This window comes from Hymenobacter oligotrophus, assembly GCF_003574965.1.
GTDB classification, from domain to species: domain Bacteria; phylum Bacteroidota; class Bacteroidia; order Cytophagales; family Hymenobacteraceae; genus Solirubrum; species Solirubrum oligotrophum.
Window position 1 is genome coordinate 809,155 of record NZ_CP032317.1, and the last position, 19,585, is coordinate 828,739.

At 61.9% G+C, this 19,585-nt stretch carries 18 protein-coding genes; 3 read left to right on the forward strand and 15 right to left on the reverse strand.

The window, feature by feature from the left end; genetic code table 11:
- Window positions 1-92 precede the first annotated feature (92 nt).
- From D3Y59_RS03375 to D3Y59_RS03390, 4 genes are all read right to left on the reverse strand, one after another.
- Window positions 93-1,481, reverse strand: a complete 1,389-nt coding sequence (locus D3Y59_RS03375) for an alpha/beta hydrolase family protein (RefSeq protein ID WP_119443774.1) — start codon at window positions 1,479-1,481, stop codon at window positions 93-95.
- Window positions 1,482-1,596: 115 nt separating this feature from the next.
- Entirely contained in the window at window positions 1,597-2,829 is a 1,233-nt protein-coding gene (locus D3Y59_RS03380) for a DUF6799 domain-containing protein (RefSeq protein WP_162910512.1), read from the reverse strand.
- 265 nt (window positions 2,830-3,094) lie between these two features.
- The gene (locus tag D3Y59_RS03385; RefSeq protein ID WP_119443776.1) at window positions 3,095-4,507 is read right to left on the reverse strand and encodes a DEAD/DEAH box helicase; all 1,413 of its coding nucleotides are present in this window, start codon (window positions 4,505-4,507) and stop codon (window positions 3,095-3,097) included.
- A 73-nt stretch (window positions 4,508-4,580) separates the two neighbouring features.
- The gene (locus tag D3Y59_RS03390) at window positions 4,581-5,555 is read right to left on the reverse strand and encodes a YihY/virulence factor BrkB family protein (protein WP_119443777.1); all 975 of its coding nucleotides are present in this window, start codon (window positions 5,553-5,555) and stop codon (window positions 4,581-4,583) included.
- A 121-nt stretch (window positions 5,556-5,676) separates the two neighbouring features.
- Here D3Y59_RS03390 and D3Y59_RS03395 point away from each other — a divergent pair, with 121 nt between their 5' ends.
- Window positions 5,677-6,186 (forward strand): DUF2062 domain-containing protein, encoded by a 510-nt coding sequence (locus D3Y59_RS03395; protein ID WP_119443778.1) that lies wholly within the window; start codon window positions 5,677-5,679, stop codon window positions 6,184-6,186.
- Window positions 6,187-6,279: 93 nt separating this feature from the next.
- On the opposite strand, the gene D3Y59_RS03400 is transcribed toward D3Y59_RS03395, so the two are convergent.
- From D3Y59_RS03400 to D3Y59_RS03425, 6 genes are all read right to left on the reverse strand, one after another.
- Window positions 6,280-7,275 carry an enhanced serine sensitivity protein SseB C-terminal domain-containing protein gene (locus D3Y59_RS03400; protein WP_119443779.1) on the reverse strand — a complete coding sequence of 332 codons (996 nt, stop codon included), beginning with the start codon at window positions 7,273-7,275 and terminating at the stop codon, window positions 6,280-6,282.
- Window positions 7,276-7,408: 133 nt separating this feature from the next.
- Window positions 7,409-7,840: a c-type cytochrome gene (locus tag D3Y59_RS03405; RefSeq protein WP_119443780.1), complete on the reverse strand. Its 432-nt coding sequence runs from the start codon at window positions 7,838-7,840 to the stop codon at window positions 7,409-7,411.
- A gap of 106 nt (window positions 7,841-7,946) precedes the next feature.
- A complete protein-coding gene (locus tag D3Y59_RS03410; RefSeq protein WP_240410495.1) occupies window positions 7,947-8,621 on the reverse strand; it encodes an SCO family protein in 675 nt (224 codons plus the stop codon).
- The gene (locus D3Y59_RS03415; protein ID WP_162910513.1) at window positions 8,621-9,058 is read right to left on the reverse strand and encodes a hypothetical protein; all 438 of its coding nucleotides are present in this window, start codon (window positions 9,056-9,058) and stop codon (window positions 8,621-8,623) included. The genes D3Y59_RS03410 and D3Y59_RS03415 overlap by 1 nt, the downstream gene beginning before the upstream one ends.
- A gap of 82 nt (window positions 9,059-9,140) precedes the next feature.
- Complete coding sequence (locus tag D3Y59_RS03420; protein WP_119443782.1) at window positions 9,141-9,671, reverse strand: DUF4112 domain-containing protein; 531 nt, start codon at window positions 9,669-9,671, stop codon at window positions 9,141-9,143.
- 273 nt (window positions 9,672-9,944) lie between these two features.
- Window positions 9,945-11,399, reverse strand: a complete 1,455-nt coding sequence (locus tag D3Y59_RS03425) for a diadenylate cyclase (RefSeq protein WP_119443783.1) — start codon at window positions 11,397-11,399, stop codon at window positions 9,945-9,947.
- 252 nt (window positions 11,400-11,651) lie between these two features.
- Between D3Y59_RS03425 and D3Y59_RS03430 the strand changes: the two genes are divergently transcribed.
- On the forward strand, window positions 11,652-11,903 hold the full coding sequence (locus D3Y59_RS03430; protein ID WP_162910422.1) for a bacteriorhodopsin: 252 nt from the start codon (window positions 11,652-11,654) through the stop codon (window positions 11,901-11,903).
- Window positions 11,904-11,941: 38 nt separating this feature from the next.
- On the opposite strand, the gene D3Y59_RS03435 is transcribed toward D3Y59_RS03430, so the two are convergent.
- The 5 genes from D3Y59_RS03435 to D3Y59_RS03455 all read right to left on the reverse strand — a co-directional run bounded on the left by D3Y59_RS03435 (window position 11,942) and on the right by D3Y59_RS03455 (window position 17,284).
- Window positions 11,942-13,180: a BaiN/RdsA family NAD(P)/FAD-dependent oxidoreductase gene (locus D3Y59_RS03435; protein WP_119443785.1), complete on the reverse strand. Its 1,239-nt coding sequence runs from the start codon at window positions 13,178-13,180 to the stop codon at window positions 11,942-11,944.
- Window positions 13,181-13,358: 178 nt separating this feature from the next.
- Window positions 13,359-15,137: a chloride channel protein gene (locus tag D3Y59_RS03440; protein WP_119443786.1), complete on the reverse strand. Its 1,779-nt coding sequence runs from the start codon at window positions 15,135-15,137 to the stop codon at window positions 13,359-13,361.
- 201 nt (window positions 15,138-15,338) lie between these two features.
- Complete coding sequence (locus D3Y59_RS03445) at window positions 15,339-16,178, reverse strand: mechanosensitive ion channel family protein (protein ID WP_119443787.1); 840 nt, start codon at window positions 16,176-16,178, stop codon at window positions 15,339-15,341.
- A gap of 180 nt (window positions 16,179-16,358) precedes the next feature.
- Window positions 16,359-16,790, reverse strand: a complete 432-nt coding sequence (locus tag D3Y59_RS03450; protein ID WP_119443788.1) for a nucleoside deaminase — start codon at window positions 16,788-16,790, stop codon at window positions 16,359-16,361.
- Between the two features lie 125 nt (window positions 16,791-16,915).
- Entirely contained in the window at window positions 16,916-17,284 is a 369-nt protein-coding gene (locus tag D3Y59_RS03455) for a SpoIIAA family protein (protein WP_119443789.1), read from the reverse strand.
- 140 nt (window positions 17,285-17,424) lie between these two features.
- On the opposite strand from D3Y59_RS03455, the gene D3Y59_RS03460 reads away from it, so the two are divergent.
- A complete protein-coding gene (locus D3Y59_RS03460; RefSeq protein ID WP_119443790.1) occupies window positions 17,425-19,578 on the forward strand; it encodes an RCC1 domain-containing protein in 2,154 nt (717 codons plus the stop codon).
- Window positions 19,579-19,585 lie beyond the last annotated feature (7 nt).

Here is a 19,585-nt window from a genome sequence, read left to right on the forward strand (position 1 = left end):
GTTACAACGGCAGCGGCCGGTGGGGCGGCGGGCCAGTGCCCGCCACCCCACCGGCCGCGTTGCGAAGCCCGGAGGCCCTAGGTGACGGAGGCTTACTTTCTCTGGAGGGCTATAATCCAGGCCCGGATTTGCTCCTGGGCCACCGGCGAAAACACCGGCCGCCGCTCGCCCGATACGATGGGCCACTCGGCGGGGTCGGACTGAAAACCGTGGTTTACGCCCGGCAGTTTTTTCACCGTTACGGCGTGGTTGCCGCGCAGACCTTTGCTTAGGGCTGCCAAGTTGGTTTCGGCATCCACGCTTACATCGGCGGTGCCGTTGAGCAGCAGCACGGGGCACTTAACGGCTACCAGCAGCGGGGCGGGGTCGAAGCCAAGCAGGAACCGGTACCGCGGCGAGGTAAGCTCGGCGGCAGCGGCCTGGGCGGCGGCGGGCTCCAGGGCGGTATTGCTCTGGCGCAGCATGTTCACCACCATGGCCTGGGCCTGTTGGTTGTCGGGCGTTTGGCGGATCACGTCGAGCATAAGCTGCTGACGCTGCACCACGGTTGCCACCTGGGCCGCCTCCAGCCCAATCGACTGCAGCAGCCGTTTTTGCTGGGCCACTGCCATTTCCTGCCCAGGCAGGCCGGCGGCGGCCAGCGCTACCACAAAGGCCGGCCCCAACGCGCGCGTAGCCGAGAGCAAGGCCACGTTGCCGCCCTCGCCGTGGCCAAGCACGCCGAGGCGGGCAAAATCCACTTCGCGGCGGGTGCGCAGGTAGTTCAGGGCTGCCTCCACATCGGCTACCCGCTCGGCAAGGGTGGGGTTGGGCGTGCCTTCGGAGCTGGCTACGCCGCGGGCATCGCAGCGCAGCACGGCAATGCCGCGGCGGGTGAGGTAGTCGGCCAGTGCGCCCATGGGGCGGTATTCGCCCACGGTGGCGTCGCGGTCGAGGGGGCCGGCGTCGGGCACAAGCACCACCGCCGGAAACGGGCCCGGGCCGGGGGGCACCGTAAGCATGCCGCCCAGGCGCACGGCGGCACCGGCGTTGGCAAAGGCAACTTCTTCTTCGCGGTAGGGCGGCGTGAGGCGCACTTTGCCGCCGGGCGCGGTGGCCGGCGGGGCGTAGCGCAGCAACATGGGTACCTCGTAGCTGGGTTGGTGCCACTGGCCGGTTAGCTGCTGGCCGTCGGGGCTGAGGCGGCCGCTAAAGCGCGAGGCTGCTTCTTCGGCAAAAAACACCACGGTGTCGTTGCGCACGTCTACGTGCACGGCCATGTGGCTTACTTTCTGCAGCGGTACGTCGAGGGTGGCGAAGTACTGGCCACCGGTCAGCTTCACCAACCGGAAAATAACTTCGAGCTGGCCGCCGGGTACTTTCAGCGGGCCTTTCCACAGGCCGTCGAGGGAGCGGGGAGGAGTTGGGTTGTCGGCCGCCCGAACAGGGCTCAGCAGTAGCAACAACCCGCTTAGCAACAGGTAGATAAAACGCAATATCATGACAAAATAAAGCTGAACGGACACCGGTGGGCGCCGTTGGCCAAAACCAATAAGGCAACATTGGGCGCACCACCAAGCCCGGGCGGCTGCCCAAGCCGGTGGGCTACTCCGGCACCTAGGGCAACGACAGCACGTAGCCGATGGTAAAGTTTGCGTCCCAATCGAACACAAACTCCTGGCACCCCGTGGCTTGCTGCAAGGCCTGGTAAATGTTGAGGCCAGCCAAGTTTTTGGCGCCGGTTAGCTGCGCGTACTCCGTGGCCGAACGCAGCACGGTGTAGCGCTCCTGGCCCTGGCGGGCGGCCTTGGCCAGCTCGTACGGAAAGCCGCCGATGATAAAGCAGGTGCTGCGCTGGTTTGCGGGCACTTTGCTGGCTTGCTCGCGCACGTGGCTTGCCACGGTGGCGTCGGGGGTGTTTTTCTGGTAATACTTGGCGCCGTAGGTGTCTTCGCTTACGGGGCGCAAGCCCTGCAGCCACGATATTTTGGTGTTGCCCGAGCCTAGGTCGACGACAAACGCCCGGCCGGCGTAGCTGCTCGGCAACACGGCGTGCAGCCCAAACACGCCCTCCTGCTCGGGCGTAACGGTGGTGGCTACGTAGCCCAGGGCTTTAAGGCTCTGCACGATGCGTTTGGTTACGTCGGCCATCATTGCGCCGGAGCTGACCACGAAGTGAATGTCCTGGCCGCGCACGCCGTAGTCAAGCATCTGGCCGATGTAGGTTTTCAGGCCCCGGCGCACGTCCTCTTCGGTGGCAATGTTTTCGAGCACCAAGCTGTTGCCAAACTCCGAGCGTTCCAGTTTCCAGTGCTTGTCGGCATCCACACGAACCACAAACGAGTTGAAGCCACTTGAGCCCAACTCAACCACGCCCTTGAGCTTGCCGTTGCGCGGCGCGGCCGGCTCGTAAGCAAACCGCGCCGGAGCGGGTTTGGCAGGCTCGGGCGCTGCTACGGGCGCCTCGGGGGCTGGGGCAACAGGAGCCGCCGCCGCCGTTGCAGCGGGTTGGGCCGCGGGCGCAGCGGGCTTGGGCGCTGCGGCGCTGCCTCCGGCAGGGATAATGCTGCCGTCGAGGCTTATTTGGTCGCCCTCGCGGAGCGGCACGGTTTTGCCATCGGCCAGGGTGGCCGTGCGGGTTTGGTGGTCGATGCGGGTGCCGTTCAGCAGAGTCACGCTCTTGCTCACGGGCTTGCTTTTGCCATCGGAGTGCAGCACCAGCACGTTGTTGCGCAGCTCAAACCAAGCGGTGTACCCGCCGCCGGGGGCAGCGGATTGGGCGTGGCTGCTGGCGCCCAGGCCAAGAATCAGCTGGCAAGCCAGCAAATAAGGAAGTAAAGCTTTATGCATCGGTGTGTAGGTAGGTTAGCGAGCCACAATGTACTGCCTTATGGTCGAGCTTGCTGCATTTTTCATTGATCGATGTGAATAATTTGATTCAACGATCAAACTTTCTCTCCGAACTCCCTTATAGCCGATGCCAACGCTGCCGCCATTTAGGCCCCTAGGTAAGTGGTGGTGAAGTGTACCTAGGGGCCTGAACGCGGCAAAGCCGCCCGGCCCGGAGCATTGCTCCGGGCCGGGCGGCTTTGCCGCGGCGTGGGTGGGGCGGTGCTTACCGCACTTCCGTCACCCGAACTTTTTGGCCTTTGATGCGTGCGCCGGCCATGCTTGATTGCACGGCCTTGCTAGCCTCGCGCGGCACGGTGATGTAGCTGTAGTGGTCGAAAATTTCGATGCGGCCCACCTCGTCGCGTTGCAGGCCCGCTACGTTCACCAAGGCACCTACCAGGTCGTGGGCGCTTACTTTGTCTTTGCGGCCCGCCGAAACGTGCAGCGTAACGGTGGTGGGCTTAATGGTTTTGGCAGCCGGCGGCAGCGCTGGGGCGTGTAGCTTATCCCATTTCACTTCCTTCGACAGCGGCCAGCGCTGCACCTGGGACTGCTCGGCCGGAGTGGCCAAAATGTGGGCCGTGCCGGTGGCGCCAGCGCGGGCGGTGCGGCCAGCCCGGTGCTGAAACGTGTCGGCTTTGTCAGCAATTTCAAACTGAATAACCGTGTCGAGGTCCTGCACGTCGATGCCGCGGGCCGCTACGTCGGTGGCTACCAGGGCCAGGGCCGAGCCGTTGCGCAGCTTCAGCAGGGCTTTGTCGCGCTCGGGCTGAGGCATTTTGCCGTGCAGGGCTTCGGCCGCTACGCCGCGGCTGCTCAGGAAGCGGGCCAACTCCTCGCAGCGCTGGCGCGTGTTGCAGAAGATGAGGGCGCGGCCGGTTTCGGGCTTTTGCAGAATATGAAACAGCGCGGCAGGTTTCTTCTCGGCGTCGCCCACGTAGCCCAGCAGCGTCAGCGACTCGGGCAACGATTCGCCGGTGTCGCCGGCCTCGATGTGGCGCGGACGCGTAAGGTTCTTGCGCACCAGATCGAGCACCTTGTCGGGCATGGTGGCCGAAAACAGCAGGGTTTGGCGGCGTCGCGGCAGGCGCGCTACAATGTTGGCCAGCGCCTCCTGAAACTTCAGGTCGAGCAGCTTGTCCGTTTCGTCGATTACCAGAACCTGCAGCTTGTTCGGGATGAACGTGCGGCGGTCGAGGTGGTCGAAGAGGCGGCCGGGCGTGGCCACAATCACGTGGGGCGCTTGCTTCAGGCTTTTGGCCTCGTCCTGAAAGCCGTGGCCGCCGTAAAAAGCCGCCACCCGCAGGTTGGGCAGGTATTTGCCGAGGCGCTTGAGCTCGTCGCGGCCTTGCAGGGCCAGCTCGCGGGCGGGCACCAGCACAATGGCTTGCACGGCATCAAGCTGCAAATCAAGCTTTTGCAGCAGGGGCAAGCCGTAGGCCGCGGTTTTGCCCGAGCCCGTAGGAGCCTGTCCTGCAATGTCCTGGCCGGCCAGCACCAGCGGTATTACCTGCTCCTGAATGACGGTGGGTTGGGTGTAGCCCAACTCTTGCAAAGCTCGCTGCAAGGGCTCGGCCAAACCAAGGGCGGTAAAGTCGGGAGCGGCGGGGGCAGGCGTAATCGGAGCGTCGGACATCGGCTGAATTTCAAAAGCGGGCCACGAAGGTACAAAACGTTGCCGCGGCAGGCTGCTGATATGCGGCGCAAACCTATTCGGCGGTAGCGTTGGGCAGCGGTGCGGGCACCTGGTCGGGCTCCGGCAGGTTCACCAACCGGTACCGCACGCCCGAGGGCTTGGGGCGCAGCGGGTGGCCGGCGTACTGGGCGTACACTTTGGTGAAGCTGGCGCCGAAGTAGAAAATCATGGCGGAGTAGAACACGAACAGCAACAGCAGCACCACCGACGAAGCCGGCCCGTAGATGGGCCCTAGGTTGCGGGGGCGCAGCAGCAAGTGCAGCACCTGCTCGCCTATTTCAAACAACACGCCCGTAAGCAGCGCGCCGCGCCACAGGGCCGGCTGGGGCACGTAGGCGTGGCTGAGGTTGCGGAACACCAGCCCAAACCACGCCGCCAAAATCAGCAGCGAAATGAGGCTGTTAAGGCCCTGCACCAATAGCAGTAGTAGGTTTTGCCCTAGGTCGGCCACCAGCTCGCCAAACAAGTGCAGGCCCGAGTCGGCCAGCAGGGCCACCACCGACAGCAGCGCCGTGGCCGCCAGTGCCATGCCCGAGCGGCTCCGTTCGCGCAGTACGCGCCCCAGCCGGCCTTTTTGCAGCCGCGGCCGCACCTGCCACAAGTCGTTAAGCGAGTTTTGGATAACCACGAACAACGTAGTCGCCACGAACATCAGGAACACGAAACCCAGGGCCGACACCACTAGGTTGCGCTCGATGTTGACCACGTTGGTGACGATTTGCTCGAGCAGCTCGGCGCCGGTGGCGCCTACCAGGTCGGCAATTTTGGCCAGCAGCAAAGCCCGCACCTGCGAGGCCGGGTACAACGACCCAAGCACGCTGATGAACAGAATGAGGATGGGCGGCAGGGCAAAAGTGGTAAAGAAAGCCGTAGCGGCGCCCAAGCGCAGCGGATCGTGCGCCGCCAACTCGCGGCCGGCGCGGCGCAGCAACACAAGTACATCGGGCCAACGTTGGTGCAGGCGGCCGGTAGGGCGTATTTTTGTCATAAATAATCGGCCGCGCTGCAACCTAGGCTGGCCGCGGCGCGAAAGTTGTTAGAACGCGGCGGCAGGGTTGGCTGTTACTCACCAACTCATCTTCGGTACTCGCGCTGCTTTTCTGTTTGGCATGTCATCAGTTATTACGCCCACTCGTTCTGGTTTTTTTCGTCGTCGTGTACTGGAGCCGTTGCTAAGCCAACTGCGCCAAGGGCTTTCGCCCACGCAGTTGGCGCTTACCATTGCCCTCGGTACGGCTTTTGGGCTGGTGCCGCTGCTGGGCGTTACGAGCGTGCTAGGTACAGCGGTGGCCGTGTGGTTGCGGCTAAACGTGGGCGCCATGTTGCTCATCAGCCATTTGCTGAGCCCCGTGCAGCTGCTGCTGCTGTTGCCGCTGCTGCGCCAAGGCGCCAGCTTGCTTGGCGAGCCGGGCGGCTCGCAAATTACCTTGGCGCGGGTGCAATACCTGCTTAGCCACGATTGGGCGGCGGCCCTGCAGTTATTTTGGCGGGCCGAGGTGGGTGCGCTGATTTTGTGGCTGTTGGGCTCGGTGCCGGTGGTGCTGGTATTGTACGCGGGCCTGTTGCCGGTGCTGCGGGGCGTGGCGCGCCGCCAAGCCGCGGCGCAGGCGGCCGAATAGTCCTTCGGGCAACTTCAACAAAAAGCCCCGCTGCCGTTCCGGCGCGGGGCTTTTGCTTGATGCGCGGCCAACGGGCGCAGGCACCTAGGGCCTTTAAGCCAGGGTGCGCTCGTACAGCGGCTCTTGCTGGTTGAAGTACTGCGTGAGCGGCTCGTTGGGGTCGGGGCTCAGGCGAGCCACGTCCATGGTATCTTGGTTGGGCAGGTGGGCTTGCAAAATGGGGCCCAGCTCTTGCAGGAACTCCATGTCCTCGCCATCAACCTTAAAGGCCAGCAACATGCGGGTGGGGGCTTCTTCGCCTTCGATCAGCACATCGGAGAGGTACACCGCCTCGATGTGGGGGTGCTGGGCGCAAAAATCCTGCAGCGCTGTTTTCAGCTCGGCGGGGTGCTCGGCCATGGGCACCAGCTGGGCTTGCGGACCTTGGGCCTCCTCGGCGGGCGGCGCAAAAATGCGGCCGCTGAGCAGGTCTTCGATTTCGGGCAGTACCAGCAGTTTGCCGTAGGGCGAGAAGGGGTTGAGCACGCACTCGGCGCCCTTGGTCATGTGCAGGAAACCTTCGCCGCGCACCCGGATAAACGCCACCTCGTTGGCCGAGGCGCCGCCTTCGATAATGCGCTCCTCCGAGGAGAACATGGGAATGCGGCCGTCGTGCAGCACTTGCAGCTGAATTTCGGCGCCTTCGTCCACGGTGATTTCGCCGGGCTGGCCGCCTTCGGGGATGGCCGTGAGCACCAGCACCTCGGCGTTCAGCAGCTCGTGGTAAAACGCAAGGCGGAACTGTGGGTCCTGCGAAGCCATCAGCAACGCATTTTCCAGGTTGTTCTTGGGGTCGAACGGCGGCATGGCCGGCATTTCGGGCATGGGCGGCAGCTCCGGCATCGACGACAAGGCCGGGGCGGCCGGCTGCATTTCGGCGGCCGATTTGGCCGCAAAGGCCGGGCGCTGGTAGCGCGGGCCGCCAGCCGTTTTGGTATCCTCGGCCTCAGGGGCCGCAGGGGCAGAAGTGGTAGCAGCAGGTTGGGCCGGCGCCGGGGTTGCGGCCGTTTCGTCGGCGGGCTTTTTCTTCAGGAAGTCAAACAGACCCATAATTCGGTATGCGGATGAAGATGCAAACTAATGAGGTTTGGCCGAACAACCAGCTGCCGAGCCGCTAATCGGCTGAAAAGCTTGTTGCCACAGCCCTAGGTAGCTAAACGGTACTGCGTTAAGCAAGAGCAAGCTATTGGCCATCGGAGCCCTGGCAACGGTCGAGCAGTTCGCTTACCTCGCGGATGGTGTACTTCTCGCCCTTGTTGCCCCACGCCGACTGCACGTAGTTCAGCAGGTTGGTAATCTGCGAGTCGGTAAGGTCTTCGTGGCCGGGCATTACTTGGTTGTAGTGCACGCCATTTACCACAATGGGCCCTTGTTGCCCGCGCCGAATAAGGCAGGGAAGGTCGGCGCGGTACTTGGTGAGGTAATCGGCGCCGGCCACGGGCGGAATCAGGCGGCGCAAGCCCTGGCCCTGGTCGCCGTGGCAGCTGGCGCAATGGTTGGCGTACAGCTTTTGCCCCTCGTTCTGGCGGTCGGTAAAGCAGCTAGGCAAAGCCAAGGCGGCAGCGGCCAGCAACACCGCCGAGCGCAGCAAAGCAGGAGTAGGACGAAGGGCCATTGGGTGCGGGGAGGTGTAACGAAAATCAGTGCCTGGCAGCCAGCCCTAGGCATTTCGTTACCTAGGGTTGGCTGCGAAGAGCAGCTGAGCGGCGGGCAGAGCCGGCTTACTTGGCGGCGGTGGCTTTGCCGGGCGCTACTTCTTCAAGCAACACGGGCAAATCCTTCAGCAAACGGTCGACCTCTTGCGGGTTGATGCCGTCGTAGAGGCCGCGCACGTGGCCTTGCGTGTCGACGAGCGCGAAAGCGCCGTTGTGCACGGCCCCGCCGGGGGCGGTTTTGTCGCGCTCCACGGCGGCCATGTACTTCCCGGCCAAGCGGTAAATGGTGTCGCGCGGGGCCGTAACGAAGTGCCACTGCTGGGCATTTTGCACGCCTAGGCGCTGGGCATAATCGCGCAGCACGGGCAGGGTGTCGTGCTCGGGGTCGATGGTGTGCGACACGAAGCCCACGCGCGGATCGTTTTTGTATTTCTCGTACACGCGCAGCATCTCGCTCGACATTTTGGGGCAGATGCTGGGGCAGGTGGTGAAGAAGAAATCGGCCACGTACACCTTGCCGGCCAGCGTGGCGGGCGTTACGGTTACGCTATCCTGGTTGAGCAGCGTAAAGCTCGGGATGCGCGGGTACACCGTGTCGCCGGGGGCCGCTACGTCGGGTTCGCCGAGGTAGGGCAGGCGGGCGGTGGTTTGTTTGGTGTTGCCCGATTGGCAGGCGGGCAGGAGCAGGGCGGCCGTAGCCAAACCCAGCAGCGAGCGGAAAAACGAGGAACGAAACATCATTAGCGGGAAGAAGCGGTCGGCTTGGCGGCCGAGCCCAGCAGGGCTTGGGCCGAGTCGATACTCTGTTGCATTAAAACACCCACGGAGTCGATCTGGTGCTGCTGACGTTGAAAATATGCCATCACGCGTTCGTGCCGCACGGTGTCGGCCGGTTTGCGGTATTGGTGCATCCAGCTCATCATAGCGTTGTCGGCGGCCAGCAACGAGCGGCGCTGGCGGCCCGCGGCTGCGGTGTCGGGCACCTTGGCCAGCTGTTGCCGCAGTTGGTACAGCTCGTGCATGCGGGCCATGAGGGCATCGTGCCGGGCCATCAGCTGTTGCTCGGCATAGGCCTGTTTGTCTTCGTCGCTCTGGAGTTGCAGGCAGCTCGAAGCCGCAATGGCCAGCAGCGGCAATGCCCGCAGCCAGCCCGGGGTGCTACGTCGTCGGGTGTTCACGGGGGCAAAGGTAGTTTGCAGGCGGCTATCGGCTGCGCAATAAGCAAAGCGGGGCCGAGCAATGCTCGGCCCCGCGGGTGGGCTAAAAGGCCCAGTGTTGCTCGCCGTACTGCCACAGCCACATCACCGCTTTCGCAAGGCCCCAGGCCACCAGCCCGAACATCAGCAGCAAGCCCACGGCCACCACTACCAATATGCCCGTGCCGCGGCCCTGGTGCCGGCCCTCGGCGTAGTGGCGGCGCAGCAGGCGCACGTTGCGCTCGTTGCTTTTGTATGCGAAGTCGAACAGATTGCCGATGATGGGAGTACTGCCGACGGTGGTATCGAGCAGCACGTTCAGCACCATGAGGATAATGACTTTGCGCGAGGCCCCGTGGCGTACCATCGTCATGATGAGCGCGGCCGAAACGGCGAACGAGCCTAGGTCGCCCACCACCGGAACGAGGCCCAGGAGCGGGTCGAGGCCGAAGCGGAAGTTGGTGCCGGGCAGCCGGAACTGGCTGTCCATGAGGTGCGCCACGTGGTCGACCCAGCGCAGGCGGGCATCGGTATCGGCCGGCAGGTTGGGGCGCACGTTGGTGTAACGGTGCTGTATGGAAGCGGAAGAAGCCATAGGGGTAGGAGCGAGCCAAGTAGCTCATCTGTTTACTTGTACGCAAACCCTAGGTGCTTGGGTAAGCATTGGCACCAGGCAAGTAAACAGGCTCGGCAAACGACCTATTGGTACAGCAGCGCCCGCCCAAGCCGGGTTTAATGGCGCTGCCGTTGTGCAACAAGGCTTTGGTTGACTTGAGCACCTAGGCGCTGCTCAGCGCCGGAGCGGCCAACGCCAAGCTCGGGGCGCCGTGTTGCTTTTTGGCCTGGATGGGCAATGGCGGCGCGGTCGTTATTTCTTCGAGGAGAGCAAGTCGATCCAGCCGTCTTCGCTTACTACCACGGCCAAGGTAGGGTAGCGGGCACTTTCGACGTAGCGCACGGCCGAGTTGTAGCGCGAACCGCGCGAGGAGTCGCCTTTTTCGGTGGCCAGCCCGTCGAGAATGGCCCCGATGGCAAAGCACGTGCCTTGCGGATCGATGAGCACGGCGCCGTCGATGTTGGTAACGAGGCACAGCACCGAGGGCGTGATAAACCTAGGCGCCACCCGAAAGCTCTGGCGGGTAAGGCGTTTGGCCTCGGCAGCGGCGTTTTCCGATACCACCAGAATGGTGCCGGTGCGCTGCGTGGTGGCTTTCATGGTCAACTCCCACAGGTTCTCAACGGTGCTGGTGTCGAGGTTGGGCCACAAACGCTCGATGGTAGCAGCAAAAAACAGCTCGTTGATGCGGGCCTGCGGCAAGCGCGGCGTGCCCGATAGTACGCGCATCATCAGCTGGTTGGCGTGGCTTAGCTCCCAGTTGTGGTGGGTGGTAAAGCGCACCATAAACAGCGGCTCGTACTGCTCGTCGGAAGGCTCGGCCAGGTGACCTAGGCCAAAAACCTGCGTGCCATCGGAAATAAGCGCGGTGCGGCCCTCGCTCATTTCGAGCAACTTGCGCACGGAGCGGTGGTCGCGCAAGGGTACGGGGGCTTCCAGCATGAGCACGGGCACCACGGCTGGGTGGTTGCGCCGCGCAATAAGCATGGTGCCTTTGCCTTCAATGCCTTCGTGCCGCAAAGCGGCAATGCCGTTGCAGGCATCGTAGAGGCCGTGGTTGCCGCTCGAGGGCGCGTGCATAAAGCGGCGGCCCGCGGCGCGCAGCAGTTCGTTGTAGTCGCGGTCGAGTATGGGCCGGTCTTCTTCCTGGTCGAGGTCGGTGCCGCGCAAAGCCTTGCTGCAATCGAGCAGAAACTCGCGCACCACCGCGTGCAGCAACGACACGGGGCGGGCGTCGGGCGTTTTGGCGTTGGCCGGCAGGGCGTGGTAGCTGCCAAAGGGCTCGGCCGCCAGCTGCAGCACAGCCATAATGAGGTACCCGTTCAGGAGCACCGGCATGGAGCAAAAAAGCCGCCGGCCCAGCTGGTTGGCCTTGCCTTCGAGCTCCAGCTCCAGCGCCCGGCGCAGCAGCAAGTACCAGCGGTGCTTTTCGAGGCGGTCTTGCTCTTCGTGGTAAAGGTGGTACACGGGCTCGTAGGCGCCTTCGCGCTCGAGCGAGGCCGCCCGCTCTTTCACGTAAGCGAAATCGGCCGTGGTGTAGTCGTGCGAGGCGGTTTCGAGGCGAACGGCATCCGGCGCCTCAGCGCTCCGCGACACGGCCAAGCCTACTAAAAACACATCGGGCCGCAGCGTACGATCGAGCAGGTTAAATATGCCCTCGGCAAACAACTGCGCCGAGACCCGAAACAAACTTTGGTATTCCCACATCAGGAGGTGATAAAGCCAGTTGGCCGCGCCGCCGCCGCCAACACCAGGCAAGGTACGTGCAAACCCAACGCTAGGTATACGCAAGCCCGGCAGCCGCGAGCGAAAACCAAGGGGCCGGGCCCGCAACAATTTACCCGCGGCCGGGTTGATGCACTATCGCGGGCGCGCCGCAAGGTTGCATGCTCAGCAGAATTGCTTTAACTTGGGTAACAGGCACTAGCCTTCATTTCTTGGCCCTGCGTTGGTATGCTGGTGGATCTACTTCTTGGTGGGATTTGTGCGTTGATGTGGCTGCCGCTGGTTACGGGCTATTGCGCCCAGAGCTACGGCCGCTCGTTTTGGTTGTGGTTTGCGCTGGGCTGCTGTTTTCCGATTGTTTCCTTCTTCGTGTTGTTCGGGCTGATTTACCGCACCGAACGCGACCCAGGCAACCATTTGGTGGAAGAAGCACGCCGCATATTGGCCGAGGCCGAAGCCCACGAGGTGGAGCCGTTCGGCGACTAACCGCACCCGCTGCACACCACAGGGCCGCCGCGCGCGACCTAGGAAGCCCTGTGCCCCAGCCACGCCAGCATGCCCCGCGCCGCCCACGCACCGGTGCTAAAGCAGCCCTGCAGCAGGTAGCCGCCGGTGGGCGCCTCCCAATCGAGCATTTCGCCGGCCACAAACACGCCGGGCCGGCGCAGCAGCATTAGGTGCTCGTCTACCTCCTCAAATGGTACCCCGCCGGCCGTGCTGATGGCCTCGTCGAGCGGGCGCAGCGCCGTAATGGGCAGGGGCAGGGCCTGGAGCAGGGTCGCTAGTTGCTCGGGGTTGGCTAGGCCGGCCGCGGGGGCGGCCTCGCGCAGCAACGTTGGCACGGGCGGCCCAAGTTTTAGCGTTTGGCGCAGCACATCGGGCAAAGAGCGGCCGCGGCGGGCCTGCTGCAACCGCTGCAGCACATCGGCAGGCCCTAGGTCGGGTTTGAAGTTGAGCAGCAGCGGAGCCGGTGCCGGGGCGGCCAGCGCCTCCCGGATGGCGGGGGTAAGCGCGTAAACGGGCGTGCCCTCGAGGCCGTACTCGGTGAGCATTACCTCGCCGCGGGCTTCGTGGGAAGCGCAGCGCAAGACCACGTTTTTTAGGGGCGCCCGGCCTACTTTCTGCCGAAAAAAATCGGACCACGCTACCTCCACGCCGCAATTGCTCGGCCGAAAGGGTACGCTTTGCAGGCCCAGGGTTTGCTCCAGCAGCGGCAGCCAGCGGCCGTCGGAGCCGGTTTTGGCCCAGCTAGCGCCGCCCAGGGCCAGCAGTGTGGCTTTGGGAGCCACGGCCAACTCCTCACCGGTGCGCTCGTCGCGGATCAGCAGCGCGCCACCGGGCCCAAAGCCCAGCCAGCGGTGCCGCGTGTGCAACTGCACGCCTAGGTGCTGGAGGCGCTGCAACCACGCCCGCAGCAAGTGCGCAGGTTTGTGCTCTTCGATCGGGAACACGCGTCCGCTGCTGCCCACGTAGGTAGCAATGCCCAGGTTGGCCGCCCAACGGCGAAGCGTATCGGGCCCGAAATGCCCCAAATATTGCTCGAAGGCTTGCTGGCGGTGGCCATAGCGCGGGCCAAAAGCAGTAACCGGTTCGCCGTTGGTGAGGTTGAAACCGCCGTGGCCGGCCACCAAAAACTTACGGCCCGGCGTGGCCTGCGCCTCAAACACGGCAATGCCTTGCACGCCGGCTTCGGCTAGGTGCTGCGCGGCCAGCAGCCCGGCCGGGCCGCCGCCGATAATGGCTACTGTGGGGTGCTGCTGCATAGGCGTATGGGGCTGCAAACTTAACCACGCGGCGCTAGCCGAACCCGCCAAACTGGGCCGGCTGCAAAGGTTTTCGGCCTGCCTGAAACCGAAAACGCCGTCCAGGGGAAACTGCGGACTGCCCGGAGCAGCCTCTCCACTCAACCCTTACCAACGCCTGAACTGGAAATGCCTGTGCTTACTCGCTTTCCTTGATAAGCTGCTTGCGGTAGCCGGCCAAAATGGCCGACTTCAGCAAAAAGCCCACGTAACGGCCGTTTTTCAGCACGGGCAAGGCCCATACATTCAGCTGCTCCATGCACCGCAGAATGTCGAGCAGGGTGTCATCGACGTTGACGGTGGCGGGCGGCTCGGTCATCAGGTCGCTCACGCGGGTGGTGGTGTAGTGCTGCTCGTCGAAGAGGGCATCGCGCACCTGGTCGAGGGAAATAATGCCGACCAAAGCACCGTCGTTATCGACCACCGGAAAAAGGTTGCGGGTGGCGTGGCGGAAAATATCCACCAGCTCACCTAGGGTAGCGTCGGGCTGCACAGGCTCGAAGTCGGTTTCGACCAAGCGGGGCAAGTCGAGCTGCGCCAACAGGCCCCGGTCGCGGTCTTGGTGCACGTACACGCCGCGCTGCACCAGTTTGCGCGTGTACACCGAGTAAGGCTCGAAATAGCGCGTGATGATGTACGAACAGCTGGTAACAAACATCAGTGGCACAAACAAGGCGTAACCGCCCGTGATTTCGGCAATCAAGAAGATGGCCGTGAGCGGGGCGTGCACCACACCGGCCAGCGTGCCGGCCATGCCCAGCACCACAAAGTGCACCTCGGGTACCACAAACAGGCCGCTCAGGTTGATGAGGCGCGCAATAACGAAGCCCAACAGCGCACCCGAAAACAACGACGAACCGAACATGCCCCCGTTGCCGCCCGCGCCGATGGTGATGCACGTGGCCAACACTTTCAGCAGCATGGAGCTGCCGGCTACCAGCAGCAAAATCCACACGTTTTCGTCGCGGTACACCGAGAAAATACTTGCGTCGAGCAGGTGGCTTGGCTCGCCGCTCAGCAACGACTGCACAATGTTGTAGCCCTCGCCGTAGAGCGGCGGAAAAAAGAACACCAGCACCCCCAAGCCTGTGCCGCCCAGCGCCACCTTGCGGTAGGTGCCGCGCCACCGCTCAAACCACTTTTCGGCCGCGAAGTAAATCCGGATCATGTACACCGACAGCAGCGCCGCACCTAGGCCCAACAGCAGGTAAAACGGCACCGTATCGACGGACCAGCTAGTGGTGATGAGCACGAATGGCTGGCCCGAAAACAGCAGCTTCGAGACCAGCGTAGCCGTGGCCGAGGAGATGAGCAGCGGAATAAAAAATGGGGCCGACAGCTCGCTGAGCACCACCTCCACGGCAAACAGCACCCCCGCAATGGGCGAGTTGAAGATGGCTGCCACGCCGGCCGCCGCCCCGCAGCCCACCAGCAGGCGCCGCTCGCGGCGGCTCACGCGCAGCACGCGCGCCAGGTTGGAGCCAATGGCCGAGCCCGTAACCGAAATGGGCGCCTCCAAACCCGCCGAGCCGCCAAACGTCACCGTTAGCAGCGAGCTAACCCACTGCGAGTACATGCGCGAGCGGGGCACCACCGAGCCTTGACGCGCCACCGAGTAAATGATGGGCCCGATGCCGCGCCCCAGCTGCCCGCCCAACACGTAGCGCGTAAACAGCACGGTTAGGCCAATGCCGATGATGGGGTAGAGAAAGAGCGCAAACACCCGCTTTTGCTCGGGCACCCAGCCGTAGAGCAGCTCCTGGCCCCAGTGCACGCTGTTTTTGAGTAGCACGGCCGCCAAGCCAGCCAGCGCGCCCACCAAGATGCTCACCAAAATCAGGTACAGCCGGTCGCTGACGTGGCGCAGGCGCCAGAGCAACAGCGGGCTAAGCAGACGGTGAACAACGTTTTTGGGCATGCGGAAGGCGGTACTTGGCAGCGGCCTGAGCCCGCCGCAAACATCCGGCCGTTTTGGCTACTCGCATGATACGCAAAATCGATGAGTGGATGAGGGTGGATTGATGATTGGATAAGTAAATGAGTAGATGAAGGTGCATACTGAAGCTGCGTCAACTTTCATCTACTCATCCGCTCATCCATCTCATCCTTCCAATCGTCGCTACTGCACAGTGGCCGGCTCGGGGTAGTTTTGCTGGAGCAGCCGCTGCCTGATGGCTTGCATCAGGTCGCTTTTTAGCTCTTGGGTGCCGCGGCGGTACTCTTCGGAATACGTCCAAAAATAAACGTGGAAAGTGGCTTTTGGGCCCTCGGTTTTTTCCAGGATGATGTAGGGCGTGTGCGGCTCCTCGCGCTCCACGTCCCTGAAGTTGCGCACAAACTCAAGCAGCATGTCGCGCACGGTTTCGGGGCCGGGGTCCTGGCTTACGTCCACAGCCACCTGAAAGTCCTGCCGGATGTGTCCGTCGCGGGTGTAGTTGATGAGGGGCTCGCGCAGCACCATGGCGTTGGGGAGGTAAATGTGCTTGCCGTCGAAGGTTTTGATGAGCGTAGTGCGCAGGTTAAGGGCCTCTACCCGGCCCATCAGGGCTTGGTTGTCGCGAATCTGGATGGTGTCGTAGATGCGAAACGGGCGGTTGAAGGCCAGCACCACGCCAGCCAAAAAGTTTTCGGCAATGTCTTTCAGGGCAAAGCCTACCACAAACGCCGTAAGGCCGGCACCGGCCACCATGCCGCCCACCAGGCCCGTCATGCCGAGCACCTGCAGCACCACCGTTAGGCCTAGCAGTATTAGGGCCCAGCGCGTGAGGCGCGTCAGGAATTCGGCCAGCAGGGGGTCGTGGGAGCGGGCGTGAAGCCGGCCGCCAACCAAGTGGCTGATGCGGTTGGAAAGAAAAATGGCCACCACCAGCAGCACAATGGCCACCACCACCTTGGGCAACAGCTCGATAAGGTGTTCCCAGTAATGAACAAAGACGCGGTTGATGTCGTCCAGAAGCATGTGCAAGAAAGTCGGTGAAGGAAATAGGCGCGGCTTAGGACGCCTGGGTTTTCGCCAACCTACGCATACGACCACCCGCAGGATGTTGCCGGCCCGCGGCTGCCTACAAACGCCGCGCCCGCGCCGGCTTGCGTAGGGCAAGCCGGCGCGGGCGCGGCAGGGCACGGGCTGGGCCCTAGGTTACTCGGCTATGTCCTCGTTCCAGAGGGTGGGTTCGGCTTCGATGAACTCTTCCATCATCTGCACGCACTCGGGCAAATCGAGGTTGATTACTTCTACGCCGTGGCTTTCCATAAACTCGCGGGCCCCGTCGAAAGTCCGCGACTCACCCACGATTACCTTCGGAATTTTGAACTGCACAATGGTGCCGGCGCACATGTAGCAGGGCATCAGGGTGCTGTAGATAACGGTGTCGCGGTAGGTGCTTTGGCGGCCGGCGTTGGTCAGGCAGTCCATTTCGCCGTGCTTGATGGCAGAGCCTTCTTGCACGCGCTTGTTGTGCCCGCGGCCCACAATCTGGCCGTTGCGCACCAATACCGAACCAATCGGAATACCCCCTTCCGAGCGGCCCAGGCGGGCTTCGTCGATGGCGGCTTGCATGAATTCGTCCATGGAAAAGAAATAGGGTTGTGGCCGTAAAGGTAGCGCGTAGCCTGGGCTCGCGCAGCCAAAGGCCCTAGGTGCGGTGTAGTGTGCCGCAAAGCAGGCACCTGCGTTGGGTTCTAGCGCACGCCGTGCTACACAGCCTGGCCGCGGGCCCAATCCTCGGCCGATTGTTTTTGCGCGGGGCTGAAGTGCTTGATCAGGGCCGGCGTGAGGCTGGTGCCCAAACCCACGGCCGCGTTCACCAATGCGCTTTCTGCCGTTACGATGGCCACGCGGTTAAAGTCCTTGTAGTGCTTGATATCCTGCCGAATTTCTTCCCAAAGCGCCCGCAGCGAAATGCCGTCGAAGCGGCGCACCTCCACGCACACGTTCACCTTGTTCCAGCGGGCAATTTTCTGCTCCAGCACGGGCACCACTTGGTCGTAGTCGGCCCGCGAAATGGGCCCGTTAATGATGAAGGTGAGAAGGTTGTGGTCGGGATGGTCAACGGCTCGTAGCATGGTAAACTAGTTTACAAGTGAAGCAACTTTAACTACTACGCAAGGAGCGAATCCTAGGTCCAGTTTCAGCCGAAAACGGCAGCGGGCAAAGCTCTGATTTAGGCAGCTTGCTGTACTTTTGAAGTTTAAAGTAGCTACTAATGAGCCGCAATATCACCCTGCCGATCAGTCGGTTTTTATCTTTCAAGTGGTTGTGGGCTTTGTTTTTTGTAGCCTGCGGTTGGTCAAACCAAGCTTGTGCCCAATACTCCTTGCAAGCAATTGCATGTACCGAAGATGGCTACAATTTGGTAGTGCGTCCAGACGGCACGCTGTGGGGATGGCTTAGCCCCCGTCATACGCAACTCGACACTGCCGCTCAAAAAATTTCCCCGAAACGCTTGTCCACAGAAGCCAACTGGCAAAGTGTAGTGGCAGGCCGCTATATGGTTTTGCTTTTGAAACGGGATGGTTCGTTGTGGGGCGCCAAAATTCTGGCTAGCTATGGTCAGTCGGAAATAAGCCCAAAGTTTGAGCAGTTAGGTACAGGCCGCACATGGAAGAGTATAGCCGCAGGCGAAAGCTACTTAACGGCCATTTCAGCCGATAAATACCTCTGGGCTTGGCACCAGGTATCCAAAGGAGGCAATGATATCCTTGCTTTTGAACCCGTTGCTCATCCACGCAATGCTTATGAGCAGCGTATGCGCTGGCGCCAAGTGGGCATCAAGGAGATAGGCATGTCGGTAGTAATCGAGGGTGTTTCTGCGGAAGGTTCGCTTTGGCGTTGGACAATTGATTACAACAGCGGTCAGCGTGAACTTATGCAAGTAGGCCAAAGCAAGGATTGGGCTTCGATTACGACCGGTGGGGGGTACGAGTCCTGCGCGTTGGCAATCAAAAAGGATGGAAGCTTATGGGGATGGGGAAGCAATCTGTTTGGGCAGCTAGTCGTGCCAAATAACCTGGGCCAAACGAACGATGTAGAAGAGCCTATACGCATTGGGAACGGTAAAAAATGGCATTTTGCCCAGGCTGCTTGGGGTAAGCAAGTTGTGGCATTGCAGAAGGATAGTTCACTGTGGGCATGGGGTCTTAACACAGGTGGTCAGTTAGGCACAGAGCAGTACTATCAAACAACCATCATTGCGCCCCCCAAACAAATAGGCTCGGTTCGTAGCTGGATTGCGGTGGGAGGTAGCAGGTTTCACTCGGTGGGCATGCGAGCAGATGGATCGTTGTGGGTATGGGGCAGTTCCACATACGAACAACCTGGAAATACCATTGATTACACCCAGTTGCACCGAGTTTTTCCTGTGGGAGATTCTCCCGTTGTAAGTTTTGCAGCAGAAGGAAATTATTCCGCCGCGGTGAAAAAAGACGGCACCTTGTGGACGTGGGGCGACAACTCAGTTGGGCAGCTTGGGTTAGGGAATCTGCAAAGCACCGATCAGCCCACTCAAGTAGGCCATGATCGGGATTGGTTAAAGGTTGCGAGTTGTGCTGGCATCAAGCAAAACGGAACACTTTGGGAATGGGGCTACATAGGCGGCAGCACCCCGTTATTAGTGCCTAGGCAGATAGGAACCGACCACGATTGGATTGATGTGGTAACAACCGGCTTAGGAAAATATGCGCGCAAAAAAGATGGCACGCTGTGGCACTGGGGCGGCCGCGATGCAGCCAATGGGCGGCTGCCGGTGCAAGTAGGCAAGGCACGCAACTGGGCCAGTATTGCAGGGGATTCTCATGTTCTCGCAACCCGAACCGATGGTAGCATGTGGGGGTGGGGCAGCAACAACATGGGGGAGTTGGGTTTGTCAGGCCCTGCTCAGAAGCTGCGAACTGTTGGTTCGCCAACGCAAACCGGAGCAGCCGCTGGTTGGCAAAAGGTTGCCACCGGTAGCTTGCATTCCCTTGCACTTCGCTCCGACGGAACTCTATGGAGCTGTGGCCATACTACGGCGCTCGGACGGGATTTACCCAATAAAGGGCGCGATGCCTACGACGCAGTTTGGCAGCAAATACCAGCCAAAGTACGCTGGCGCAGTATTGCCGCTAATCTTTCTGTGTCGATGGCTGTAGCCACTGATGGAACGCTATGGTACACGGGTAACCCTTACCAAGTCTTTCAACATGAAATGCCGGGCACGATGTACTTCAAGAAATTAGTGAAAGAAAGTGACTGCCGAGAAGTGGCGCTTGGGGAGCATCATGCCCTCGTGTTGCGGGCGGATGGAAGCTTATGGAGCTATGGCACGTTCCCGCGTACTATACCGCTACCGCATGCGCTCAAGATGCGGCAAGTGCTGTAAAAGGCAT